At 71.4% G+C, this 12,471-nt stretch carries 6 protein-coding genes and 1 pseudogene; 2 read left to right on the top strand and 5 right to left on the bottom strand.

Annotation, left to right across the window (positions count from 1 at the left end; genetic code table 11):
• Positions 1-16 precede the first annotated feature (16 nt).
• On the top strand, positions 17-1,702 hold the full coding sequence (locus tag STRIP9103_RS25620) for an NAD(P)H-dependent oxidoreductase subunit E (protein WP_048820970.1): 1,686 nt from the start codon (positions 17-19) through the stop codon (positions 1,700-1,702).
• Positions 1,699-4,419 carry a formate dehydrogenase subunit alpha gene (gene fdhF / locus STRIP9103_RS25615; protein WP_009322732.1) on the top strand — a complete coding sequence of 907 codons (2,721 nt, stop codon included), beginning with the start codon at positions 1,699-1,701 and terminating at the stop codon, positions 4,417-4,419. Before STRIP9103_RS25620 ends, fdhF begins: the two co-directional genes overlap by 4 nt.
• 172 nt (positions 4,420-4,591) lie before the next feature.
• Here fdhF and STRIP9103_RS25610 read toward each other — a convergent pair whose 3' ends face one another.
• The 5 genes and pseudogenes from STRIP9103_RS25610 to STRIP9103_RS25590 all read right to left on the bottom strand — a co-directional run bounded on the left by STRIP9103_RS25610 (position 4,592) and on the right by STRIP9103_RS25590 (position 12,164).
• On the bottom strand, positions 4,592-4,942 hold the full coding sequence (locus STRIP9103_RS25610) for an Hsp20/alpha crystallin family protein (RefSeq protein ID WP_009322769.1): 351 nt from the start codon (positions 4,940-4,942) through the stop codon (positions 4,592-4,594).
• A gap of 278 nt (positions 4,943-5,220) precedes the next feature.
• Positions 5,221-7,866, bottom strand: a complete 2,646-nt coding sequence (locus tag STRIP9103_RS25605; protein ID WP_009322854.1) for a cation-translocating P-type ATPase — start codon at positions 7,864-7,866, stop codon at positions 5,221-5,223.
• Positions 7,863-8,732, bottom strand: a complete 870-nt coding sequence (locus STRIP9103_RS25600; protein WP_048820969.1) for a potassium channel family protein — start codon at positions 8,730-8,732, stop codon at positions 7,863-7,865. The genes STRIP9103_RS25605 and STRIP9103_RS25600 overlap by 4 nt, the downstream gene beginning before the upstream one ends.
• A gap of 122 nt (positions 8,733-8,854) precedes the next feature.
• Positions 8,855-11,191 (bottom strand): annotated as a pseudogene (locus STRIP9103_RS25595) (hypothetical protein); the annotation flags it as partial.
• Between the two features lie 100 nt (positions 11,192-11,291).
• Positions 11,292-12,164 (bottom strand): universal stress protein, encoded by an 873-nt coding sequence (locus STRIP9103_RS25590; protein WP_048820984.1) that lies wholly within the window; start codon positions 12,162-12,164, stop codon positions 11,292-11,294.
• Positions 12,165-12,471: the final 307 nt, after the last annotated feature.

Raw genomic sequence — 12,471 nt, 5'->3', positions numbered from 1 at the left:
GCTCCACGATGAGGTCATGACTCCGGTGGGTTCCGCAGACCGTTTCGACGCGTTTCGGGCCCTGGACGACCGGCGCGGTCGGCCGGGAGACAGGCTGATCCAGTCGCTGGCCGACGTCAGGGCGGGTACGGCGGACAGTCCTGGGACGTGGGCTCCGGCTGTCGCTGCCGGTCTCGGCCTGCCCGCTGCCGCCGCGCTCGGGCCTGCGGGCTACTACGCGGACCTCGCCGCCCCGCACGGCCGCCGTCACGTCCGCGCCTGCGCGGCGACGGCGTGCTTCGCCGCTCAGGCCGGACGGCACCTCACCGAGGTGGAGCACGAGTTGGGCGTCACCGCGGGCATGGTTTCGCCTGACGCGGCGACCTCGCTGCAGACCGTCCGCTGTCTGGGGTACTGCTACGCGGGTCCCGCCGCCCTCGACGGTGACACGCCTTGCACCGGCCCGACGCTGGCTGGCCAGCTCGCGGGACGTAAGGCCCCTCGGGCGCCCGAGATCCCGGCGGCCGACGACACCGGCGACCCCGTGCTGCTGGGAAGCGTGGTGGCCGGTGAGCCCCCGTGGCAGGTGTGGCCACGGACGGTGACCACGAGCGCTTCCGACGAGGTCCAACGGCAGGTGGCCGCATCCGGGCTGCGGGGGCGCGGCGGCGCGGGGTTCCGGGTGGCCGCCAAGTGGGAATCGGCCGGCCGGGCGCCCGGCACCGTGGTGGTGGCCAACGGCGACGAGGGGGATCCCGGTTCGTACGCCGACCGGCTGCTCATGGAGGCGGAGCCGGAGCGCGTACTGGAGGGCCTGGCCCTCGCATGCTTCGCATGCGGGGCACGCCGAGGCGTGATCCTTGTGCGCTCGGAGTATCCGCGTGCGCTGGCGCGGATACGCGAAGCGGTCAGGCAGGCGTACGACGATGGGCACTTCGGTCCGTCCGTACACGGAACGGACACGAGCCTGGACGTGGAAGTGGTGCAGGGCGCCGGATCCTACGTCGCGGGTGAGGAGACCGCCCTGATCGCGAGCCTCGAAGGGGACCGTGGCTGTGCCCGGCCGCGCCCGCCCTACCCGACCAAGCGTGGCCTCTGGGATGAGCCGACGGTGGTGAACAACGTAGAGACCCTCGCCTCCGTCCCGTGGATCATCGCCCACGGTGGAGACGCGTACGGCCGGCGCGGTGATCCGGGCGAGACCGGGACGAAGCTGGTGTGCCTGTCGGAGCGCTTCGCCCGGCCCGGGGCGTACGAGGTCGAGCTGGGCACCCCGCTGCTGCGGATCGTCACCGAGCTGGGCGGCGGTCTGAAGGACGGCAGCGAACTGACCGCTGTGCAGGTCGGCGGGCCGCTGGGCGGATTCCTCGGCCCCGACGCGCTGGACGTACCGCTGACGACCTCCGACCTCGCGGCCCGGGGCGCCGCCCTCGGCCACGCCGGGCTGGTCGCCTTCGACCAGCACGTGCCGCCGGAGGAAGTACTGCGGCACATCTGGCAGTTCGCGGCGGCAGAGAGCTGCGGCGCCTGCTCCCCCTGCCGCGTCGGCTCGCGCCGCGGCTTGGAGCTGGCCTCCGCCGGCACCCCGCCCGGAACGGAATGGGGACGGCTCGCCAGTGTCCTGGCCGAGGCGAGCCTGTGCGCCTTCGGACGGCGCATTCCGCCCGCGGTGCACAGCCTCGCCCTGGCCTACGGGGCCCGACTCACGGGATGGGAACCATGACGGGAATCGACGTGGACGGCGTCAGGGTCGCCGTTGCCGAGGGAGCCTCACTGCTCTCGGCGGTGCGGGCGGCCGGCGCCGAGCTGCCCGCGCTCTGCTCCGACGACCGGCTCAGCCCGGCCGGCTCTTGCCGTACGTGTCTCGTACGGGCCGACGGACAGATCGTGGCGGCCTGCGTGACCCCGGCCTCGTCCGGTGTCCACGTCGAAACCGCCGCGGAAGACCTCCGGCAGCTGCGCCGGGATGCGGTGGAGCTCATCGCCTCCGCCCTGCCTCCCCGTGCCCTCACCGAGGACAATCCCAGCGAACTGGCCGATGTCTGCCGGTCGTTGGGCATCGGCCCGGACGCGGCACAGGGCATCGGAGGCCGGGGCGGGGACGACTCCCACCCGTACGTCCACCTGGACCGGGACCTGTGCATCGCCTGCGGGCGGTGCGTCCGCATGTGCGCCGAGGTGCAGGGCACCTTCGCCCTGACCCTGACCGGCCGGGGCGCCGACACCGTGGTCGCTCCCGGCACCGGTGGGACCTGGGCCGAGTCGGACTGCGTGGCCTGCGGCGGCTGCGTCGACACCTGCCCCACCGGTGCGATCACCCAGCCCGGCCCGGGGCACGGGCTCACCTCCGCCCACCGGCCGACCGCCACACGTACGACGTGCGGGTACTGCGGCGTCGGCTGCGCCTTGGACGTCGTCACCTCCGACGGCGAGGTCACGGCCGTGCTGCCCGCCCGGGACGGCCCCGTCAACCAGGGGCACACCTGCGTCAAGGGCCGCTTCGCCCACGGCTACCTCGCCTCTCCCGAACGGCTCACCCGGCCTCTGTTGCGGCGCGACGGCCGCCTGGAGCCGGTGAGCTGGGAGGAGGCGCTCGGCCATGTCGCCCAGGGCCTGCGCAAGGCCATCGACGCCGGTGGCGCGGACGCGGTGGCGGCGATCTCCTCGGCCCGCGCCACCAACGAGGAGAACTACCTCGTCCAGAAGTTCATGCGGGTCGTCATCGGCACGAACAATGTCGACAACTGCTCCCGCCTGTGCCACTCCCCGTCCGCCGCCGGCCTGACCGCCTCCTTCGGGCTCTCCGGCGGCACCGACAGCTTCGATGACGTGGAGCGGTCCGACTGCCTGCTCGTGGTCGGCGCCAACCCCGTCGAAGCCCACCCGGTGGTCGGAGCCCGCCTGCTCCGCCGCGTGCTGCGCGGAGCCAAGCTGGTCGTCGCCGACCCCCGCGCCGTCGGCCTCGCGCTGCATGCCGACGTACACCTGCGGCCCCGGCCCGGCACCAACGTGGCGCTCTTCCACGGCCTCGCCCACGTCCTGCTCACCGAGGGGCTCGTGGACGAGGAGTTTCTGCGCGAACGGGTCACCGGCCTGCCGGAACTCGCCGAGCTGCTGTTGGACTACCCGCCCGACCGTATCGCGGACATCACCGGGGTGCCCGCCGCTGACCTGGTCGCCGCGGCCCGGCTGTACGGCCGCGCCCGGCAGCCCGCGATCGTCTACGGCCTGGGCGTCACTGAGCACCTGCACGGCACCGACGGGGTACGGTCCCTGGCCAACCTCGCGATCCTGCGCGGCGCCGTCGGCACCGACCGCGGGCACGGCGTCAACCCCCTGCGCGGCCAGAACAACGTCCAGGGCGCCTCCGACATGGGAGCGCTGCCCGATCTCCTGCCCGGCTACGGGAAGGTGACCGACCCTACCGCCCGAGCCCGGGCCGAAGCGGTGTGGGGAGTACAGGTTCCGGAGCGCCCCGGACTGAGGATCCCGGACATGTTCGCCGCCGCACGGGCGGGGGATCTGCGGGCGCTGTGGATCATCGGCGAGGACGTCTGCGCCACCGACCCCGACAGCAACCAGGTAGCCGCAGCCCTGGACGCCTGCCCGCTCGTCGTCTGCAACGAACTGTTCCTCTCCGAGACCGCCCGCCACGCCGACGTCGTTCTGCCGGTCACGTCCTGGCTGGAGAAGGACGGCACCTTCGTCAATTTCGACCGCCGTTTCCAGCGGGTCCGCCCCGCCGTACCCCCGCCGGGCGAAACACGCAGCGACTTCGATGCCGTACACGCCCTCGCCGGCCTGATGGGCGGCGACCTGGGCTGCCCCACTCCGGCCGACGCCCTGGCCGAATGCGGACGTATCGCCTCCGTCTTCGCCGGCCTCTCCCACGCCCGGCTGGACCGGGAAGGCGCCGTGCCGTGGCCCTGCCCGGATCCCGACCGCCCAGGAGAGGCCAAGCTCTACAAGGAACGGTTCGCCACCCCGGACGGCAAGGCCCGCCTCATCGCAGCTCCCTACCTCCCGCCCGGGGAACAGCCCGACGACGACTACCCGCTGGTCCTGGTCACCGGGCGGCGCTGGGCGCACTACAACTCCGGCAGCATGACCCGACGCGGCGGCAACCTCGCACTCGACCCGGTCGACTTCCTCGACCTCCATCCCGACGATGCCGCCCGCTACGGTGTGCGGGACGGCACGCAGCTCACCGTGGAGAGTCGGCACGGCCAAGCCCGGCTCGTCGCCCGGGTCGGTGAGCAGACCGCCCCCGGCCAGGTCTTCTGCTCCTTCCACTTCCCCACGAGCGGGGTGAACCGCCTCACCTCCGACCAGGCGGACACCGTCACGTCCTGCCCTGAGTACAAGGTCACGGCCGTGCGCGTGGGGCGCATCATGACCGCGTCGGACGGGGCGGTCCAAGGGGTCACTGGTATGGGTTAGGGGGCCGCGCAGACGAGCGAACGAAATGGCCCACCCGCTCGGGCAGAGGATGTAGTGGCGCTGCCGCAGGGGCCGAGCGGACGGGTGACGCGCTGGGTGTCGGCAGCCCACGGACAGATAACAGATATGTGCGCGGCCAGAAGAACGGATCGGCCGCGCACCAGGATGCGGTTCAATGCGCACCTACGCTCAGAAGTTCCCGCATCGGCATGGTCCTCATGCCCGTCTTCGCCTCCCGCACCGGCATCGTGATGGTCAGGACACCATGCTTGTACTCAGCCGTCGCCTCGTCGCTCTCGGCCCCCGGCGGCAGCGGGGTGAAGTGGCCGTAGTGGAATTCCGCGCGGCCCTGCTGGGTGGTCTCCTCGCTGCGCTCGGCCCGGAGGGTCAGGCAACCTTCCGCGACGGTGATCTCAATATCCTCGGCGTCGATCCCCGGAAGCTCGGCCTGCAGCACGTACCGCCCGTCCGCCAGGCGTTCTTCGACGTGGACACCGTGCGTCGCCGGAATTTCCTCCAGCACGGGGAATCCCGCCTCCGCCCATTCGGACAGGTCGGGCAGTGCAGGGCGCCGGGGAGCCGCTCGGTCGTGCCGGTCATGTCCAGCACCTCCTTCTTCCCCGCTTCCAGGGTCACCTGCCCGAGTTCGAGACGCGTGGGCCGACCGGTCCCCGTGCGCGGTCCGTTCGGCCCTGTCAGCCGATCAGCGACTTCCTCCAGCGCGGGCCGGCCTCACCCTCTCGTGAGGGTCACATGGCGGTCAGCGGGTGGGAATTCGCGCTTCCGTCGCGCATGACGGGCTCAACGCTCTCGGACCTCCGGAGGGCCCCCGCGCGGTGGGCGTTCCGGTTTCAGTCGGGCCTGAAGGCGCATGACGACATGGCCGAGACCGGACACCGCGCAGGCGATCGCGAGGTCGGTGGGCGGAAGCGGCTCCGTACCCAGCAGCTCCTGCAGGGGCGGCAGATAGACGCCCGCTACCTGGAGGTTCAGTGCCGCGCCGACGGCGACGAGCAGGAACGGGTTGGCCAGGCTGCCCGGGCGGGCCCGTGAGCCGAGCGCCACGCCGAGCTGGGTGGCGCCGAGGATCAGGAAGATCATGGACTGCCAGGGGCGTCCGGTCTCCCGGGCCCAGACACCGACCACGAGGGTCACCGTGGCGACGAAGGCTCCCATGAAGAGGATGCGGGGCCACAGGCCGGCCCCGAGCACGCTCTCCTCGGGAGGACGGGGAAGGTGGCGCATCGTGTCCGGGTCGACGGGCTCCGCGCCGAGGGCAACGCCGGGCAGGCCGTGCGTCAGCAGGTTGATCCACAGGATCTGTGCGGGGAGCAGCGGCAGCGGCATTCCCAGGAAGGGGCCGAGGAGCATGACCAGGATCTCCGCGGTGCCCCCGGCAAGGCCGTAGAGCAGGAACCGGCGTACGTTCGCGTACACCCGGCGTCCCTCCTCGACGGCGGACACGATCATGGCCGGGTTGTCGTCGGCGAGGACCAGATCGGCCGCCTGGCGCGCGACCTCGGTACCGCGCCGCCCCATGGCGACACCGATGTCGGCCTGCCGCAGAGCCGGGCCGTCGTTGACGCCGTCCCCCGTCATCGCCACCACGTGCCCGGCCCCGCGCCACGCCTGGACGATGTCCAGCTTCTGCTCGGGGGTGGTGCGGGCGTAGACCCGTACGTCCGTCAGGTCGCCCGCTGTGCCTTCCCGGATCCGGTCCCCCGTGGTGACCTCCTCGTCCCGGGCAGCGATCCCGAGGCGCCCGGCCACGGCCCGTGCGGTCAGCGGGTGGTCTCCGGTGATGAGTACGGGGACGATGCCGGCGCGTTTGCAGGCGGAGATCGTCGACTCGGACGTACTGCGGGGTGGGTCCAGGATGCCGACGAGGCCCAGAAGCGACAGGCCCGATTCCCACGTCGGGGGCTGCTGCGCCGTGTCCTGGTGGTCGGCCGAGGCGATGGCGAGGACCCGGTATCCGCAGCGTGCCAGCACCTCGGCCTGTGCGGCCGCCTGGGCGATTACGTCAGGCCGGTCGGTGAGGATCTGCGGCTGGAGCACTGATTCCGGCGCTCCTCTGCATGCGACCCGCACTCCGCCCTCCGGCCTGCGGTGGATGGTCGTCATGCGCTTGCGACCGCTGTCGAACGGGATCTCCTCCAGGCGCGGCAACCCTCGATCCAGCGCCCCACGGTCCAGCCCGAGGCGGGCCCCGGCCACCAACAGAGCGGCCTCCGTGGGATCGCCCAGCGCACTCCATTCCGTGGAGCCGTCCGGCGGGGGCTCCAGCGCCGCGTCATTGCACAGCATCGCGGCACGCAGCAGCTCCGCCAGGTCGGGCGCGGTGCTCACGATGACCGGCTCGCCGTCGCGGACGACTTGGCCCTCGGGTTCGTAGCCCGTGCCCACGACCGCCGCCTCGCCGTACGGTGTCCACAGTTGCTCGGCCGCCATCCGGCCTTCGGTGAGGGTGCCGGTCTTGTCGGTGGCGATCACGGTCACCGAACCCAGTGTCTCCACCGCGGGCAGTCTGCGGACGATGGCGTGCCGGTCCGCCATGCGCCGCGCTCCCAGAGCCAGAGCCAGGGTCACCACGGCGGGAAGGGACTCCGGGACGGCGGCGACGGCAAGGCTGATAGCCGCCACGATCATCAGCTCGACGGGCTGTCCGCGGACCAGCCCGAGAGCGAGGACCACCGCGCACAGCGCCACGATGGCCGCCGCCAGAGTCCGGCCGAACCTCGCCAGCCGGTGCTGGAGCGGAGTGAGACCGGGTGCGGCACCCATCAGGGCAGCGATCCGGCCGAGCGCGCTGTCGGCGCCGGTGGCCGTGACCACGACACGTCCGTGGCCGCGGACGACGATCGTGCCCGCCGACACCGCACCTCGCGACGCGTCCTGGTCAGGGGCCTTCTCCACCGGCACGGACTCACCTGTGAGCGAGGACTCGTCCGCCAGAAGCAACGCCGCGGCCAGCACGTCTCCGTCCGCGGGAACAATGTCCCCCTCGGCCACCAGCACCAGGTCGCCCGGCACCACCTCGGCAGCCGGGATAGAGCGTTCCTCGCCGTCGCGCACCACCCTGGCGGCGGGAGCGCTCATCGCGGACAGGGCCATCACCGCCTGTTCCGCCCGGACTTCCTGTACGACACCGACCACGGTGTTCACCGTGATCACGAGCAGGATGACGGCGGCGTCGGAGAGATCGCCGGTGGCGATCGTCAGAGCGGCGGCCACGAGCAGGACGAGGATCAGCGGGTCGCGCAGCTGTTGCAGTACCCGACGCCACACCGGGATCCGCGGCTCCGCCGGGATCTCGTTGGGACCATGGAACTCCAGCCGCCGCGCGGCCTCGTCCGACGACAGGCCCGACGGACCCGCCCAGGGGGTCGCACCCCGGGGTTCGCCGATGTCCGCGTCGGGCGTCCTGCTGTCCCTGGGCCGGTTCACGAGGCCCGCCCGTGGTCGGCGGCGTAGGCCGCGAAAACGTCCGTCGGTGTTCCGCCGGTGTGGAGGAAACGCTGATCAAGGATGGCGGCGAGATCTTTGAGCGCATCGGCGAGCACGTCACCCGCCAGTCGCACCTCCGGCCGCCCGGCTGCCTGTCCGCGCTCGGCAAGCGCGGCGGCGCAGCCGACCATGGCCGCCAGCGACGAGTGGTCCTCCCCGTCATGGAAGTAGTACGCCTCGGCGTACTGGGTGAAGTCGACGCGGACTCGTACGACTTCGGTGGCCAGGCTGTGCAGCAGCATTGCCCCGGCCGTGCAGTCGATCTGCTGCTGCGCCGGGTCCGCGTCGCGCAGCAGCGCCAGCCGAATGGCCAGGACCCTCCTGCGGGTCAGCGCCGGGTAGATCTCCAGCACCCAGGAGACCGTGGCTGTCAGCAGGGCGAACCCGACCAATGCCTCCAACGGCGACACCACGCGGAGCCAACCCTCACCGGGCGCGATGTCCCCCAGCCCGAGCGTCGCCACCGTGACGAGCGACAGGTACAGGGAGTCGAGCAGCGCCGGTTCCTGCGCCGCCTCGGAACCGGGCGAGAAGGTGAACGCGCCAGGCATGTGAGGCCAGTAGACGATCGCCCAGCCGAGGATGACGGTGCCGGCCCACATGCACACGACCGCCACCATGGCGAGCGGCCCGACCAGCCCGACCACACGCCTGCGGGCACGGAAACGCCGGGCCAGTCCCCATAGCGCCGTCATGACGAGGCGGCTCAGGCCGCCGTGGCGGGTGGGGTGCCAGAGCGTATGGAACAGGTCCCGCAGGGTGACCATGACAAGACCCGCGCCCACCAGTGAGACCAACCACTCCATACGTGTCTCCCACGGCTCTGATCCCCGAAGCCGAACCCCCGCTCTCGGAGCGTAGGCCGATGGCAACACCGCCGCAGGCAGGGCCGAATCGCCGCGCTCACAGGCCACATCCCGTCGGATCAACTCGTCGGCAGCACCAGCGCGCATGTCTCTCCCGGCGCGACGGTCACGGCTCGGTCGGCCAGCACCACACGGATCGGCGACTCCTCCGAGTCGGGCACACCGATCTCCAGTTGCCCGCTCCGGCGCCGTACGCCGACACCCCAATGACCGCGATAGCGCAGCGAGAACCCGTACTCGGAGAGCGCCGGAAGAGGCACCGGGTCCAGCCACAGGGCGTCCTCGCGTGTCTCCAGTCCCGTCAGGCCGCGCTGGATCAGGTCGAGGGTTCCGGCCATGGCCCCCAGGTGGATGCCTTCGCCGGTCGTACCACCCTGGATGTCGGCGATGTCGGCCTCCAGCGCCTCGTGGACGTAACTCCACGCCTCGGCCCGTCTGGCCCTGGCGAGGACCAGACCGTGGACGAGTCCGCTGAGGGTGGAGCCGTGGCTGGTGCGGTGGAGGTAGTAGTCGACGGTCCTTCGCCAGATCTCGTCGTCCAGACGGTATCCGAGACGCCGGAACAGGTGCTGCAGCTCGGCGGGCGAGAAGAGGTAGCCGAGCATGAGGACGTCGGCCTGCTTGGACGCCTTGTAGCGGTTGACCGAATCGCCTTCGGCCTCCAGGATCCGGTCCAGTCGGCGGATGCTGTCGTAGCGTGCCCGGTAGGCGTCCCAGTCGAGCTCGGCGAGGTCGTCGTAGCCCTCGAACTGGCTGATGACGCCCTGGTGGAACGGCACCCGCAACCGCCGGGAGACGTCCTCCCACTGCGGAAGTTCGCCGCAGTCCAGCCGCACGCGTTCGAGCAGTTCCTCCCGGCGCCATGTGGGAAGGCGCCGCAGGAGATCCAGGGCGCGGGTAAGGACCCAGGCGGCGGTGACGTTGGTGTACGTGTTGTCGTCCAGGCCCGGCAGGCCGGCACCCGGGTAGCTGTCGTGATACTCGTCGGGGCCTACGACGCCACCGATGCGGTAGCGGCCCGTTTCGGGGTCGAAGTCGGCGAGGTCCGCCCAGAAGCGGGCGATCTGCAGCAGCATCTCCGCACCCCTGGTGTGCAGGAACTCGGTGTCGCCGGTGGCCTCGCAGTACTGCCACACGTTGTAGGCGATCGCCGAGCCCACGTGGTGCTGGAGCCGCGAGTGGTCCGGCAGCCAGCGCCCCGAGCGGGGATTGAGATGCCACACCTGGGTCTCCTCACGGCCGTCACTGCCGCTCTGCCACGGGTACATCGCCCCGGCCCGGCCGACCGCAGCCGCAGCCTGGCATGCCCGAGGCAGGCGCCGGTACCGGTAGTTCAGCAGCGCCCGGGAGACCTCCGGGAAGTGCAGGTTCAGATACGGCAGGACGAACAGCTCGTCCCAGAAGACATGGCCCCGGTACGCCTCGCCGTGCAGCCCCCGGGCCGGCACCCCCACGTCCAGCTCCGTGGTGTGCGGCGACAACGTCTGCAGCACATGGAACAGATGCAGGCGCAGGACGCGGCCCGCCTCCCCGGGCACCTGCACGTCCGCGCGCCGCCACAACCGCGCCCACGCCGCGACGTGGGAGTCCAGCAGCTCCGAGAATCCGGGAGCCGCGGTCACCCGGTCGAGCGCCGCTTCGAGCGGGTCGCCGATCGCCACGTCACGTGAGGTGTGCAGGGCCACGGTTTTCTCTACGACGGCGGGGCGGCCCGGAGCGATCGGCAGCACCAGCCGGTGCACAGCGCGGCGACGGGAGGGTCGCAGCTGCGACGATGTCGGCCGCTGTCCCAGGGCGACTGTACGGGCCGCCATACCGATACCGATGTAGGAGGTGCTGGTGCGGCACCGCAGCCACGTCATGTCGTCCTTCGCCGTCCCGGTCCGTACATGGGCCAGGTGGTTGCGGTTGAGGGAGCGGTAACGGTGCACGTTGCCGTTGGCCACGTCGCCGTCGAGGACGGACTCGACCTCGATCTCCCCCGACCACTCCTGCGTGGTGAACACGGTCCGCAACGCGGCCAGGTGAGGGTCCGCCATGTGCACCAGGCGGACCTGTTCCACGCTCAGCGCGCCTGCCTCACCGTCCCGGAACCAGAACGTGCGCGTCAGCGTGGCACGGCGCAGTCCAAGGAGTGCCGGTGCTCGAACGGCTTCCGCACGTCCGGAGAGAACCACGGGCCCGCCGTGCCCGCGGCGGAGCGGAGACGGAACCGCAGGAGCAGCCAGTTCGGGAGGTTCACCACGTCCTCGTTCACCACCTGGCGCCCCGCCACGGTGGACTCCAGGCGGTTGTAGACCCCGGCCGCGTAAGTGGCCGGGTAGTGCACAAGGCCCGCTCTGCGCTCGGGCACCGCGCCGCGGGTGGCGAAGTAGCCGTTGCCGAGTGTGCACAACGATTCACGCAACCGCTCGGCGGCGGGATCGTAGCCCTCGTATTCCCAGGTCCACTCCGACATCCGCCGGCCTCACCCTCTCCCGCCAGCCCACGTACTGGAGTTCAGGCTCGCTGCGGGACAACGGCCACCGGGCACGCGGCGTGATGCAGGAGGGCATGGGCGACCCTGCCGAGTTGCAGACCGAAGTGGCCGTGCCGGCGCAGTGCACTCACAACGATCAGGTCGGCGTCGGCCGACATGTCCAGAAGGGCCTTGTGCGCGGGACCCTCCACCGCTTGGCGGTGTACTTCAACCTTGGGATGATCCCTCACCGCGTCGCGCAGTGCGTCGGTGAGGAGGGTAGAGGCTCGTTCCTCGTGGACACTGGCGGCGACCTCGAGCAGGGGTTGGTCCACGTGCTCATGGGCGGGGTAGCGCCAGGCCCGAACGGCATCCAGGGCGCAATCGCGCACCTCGGCCTCGCGCAGGGCGAACCGTACGGCGGCCGAGCCCTCGGTGGCATCGCCGACTCCGAGCACCACCCGGCCGAAGGAGCCCTGCCGATTCCGTTCCCCGCCACGGACCACGATGACCGGGCAGACGGCGCGGGCGGCCACCGCCAGGCTGACCGAGCCCAACAGCAACCCAGCGAGCTCACTGCGGCCGCGGGAGCCCGTGACCAGGGCGAAGGATTCATGGCCCGCGTGCAGCAACACGGACACGGCGTCGTCGGGCAGCACCTCGCTCGACACCTTCAGCTCCGGGTTGCGGAGCTGGGCTCGTTCCGCGCAGGACGCGGCGATGTGCTCCGCCATGATCTCTTCGGCCGGGCGGTCGGTGGTGAAGGACGGGCGGCCTCCCTCGTACCGCTCCCACAGGGAGGCGTGGACGAGCCGCAACGGCAGCCCATGGCGTGCCGCCTCGTCCGCCGCCCAGTCCACGGCCTGCAGGCTGGAATCCGATCCGTCGACGCCCACGACCAGCGGAAGCTCCACTGTCCCCACCGCCCTTCTGTCCGGCAACCGCGAGACCTCCTGTGAACACCGTCGCACCGCCCTGGGTCCGTCGCGACACGTGGACCGGCTTCGTGACACGCGGATCGGCTTGGGAGCAGACCTCGGCCCCGGTTGCACCGCGCCGTTTTGCGGCGATGGTGGAGTCATACGGCCGGGAGGGACAGCGCTGCGTGCGTGCCCATCGCCGACCCGACCACGAAGACCACGGCCCCGCACGGTGCGACGTCCGTGACTGGACGAAGCCCGCCCTCCACCTTCGAGGCCATGGAGAAGGGAAGACCACAGT

The sequence above is a fragment of the Streptomyces ipomoeae 91-03 genome (assembly GCF_000317595.1).
GTDB classification, from domain to species: Bacteria; Actinomycetota; Actinomycetes; order Streptomycetales; family Streptomycetaceae; genus Streptomyces; species Streptomyces ipomoeae.
The sequence above is the reverse complement of the archived record's forward strand: the minus strand, read 5'-3'. Positions and strand labels throughout refer to the sequence as shown.

Bases quoted from the DNA above. Each gene is read 5' to 3' on its own strand.
- STRIP9103_RS25620 (WP_048820970.1), top strand. From the start codon at position 17: ATGACTCCGGTGGGTTCCGCAGACCGTTTCGACGCGTTTCGGGCCCTG.
- fdhF (WP_009322732.1), top strand. From the start codon at position 1,699: ATGACGGGAATCGACGTGGACGGCGTCAGGGTCGCCGTTGCCGAGGGA.
- STRIP9103_RS25600 (WP_048820969.1), bottom strand. From the start codon at position 8,732: ATGGAGTGGTTGGTCTCACTGGTGGGCGCGGGTCTTGTCATGGTCACC.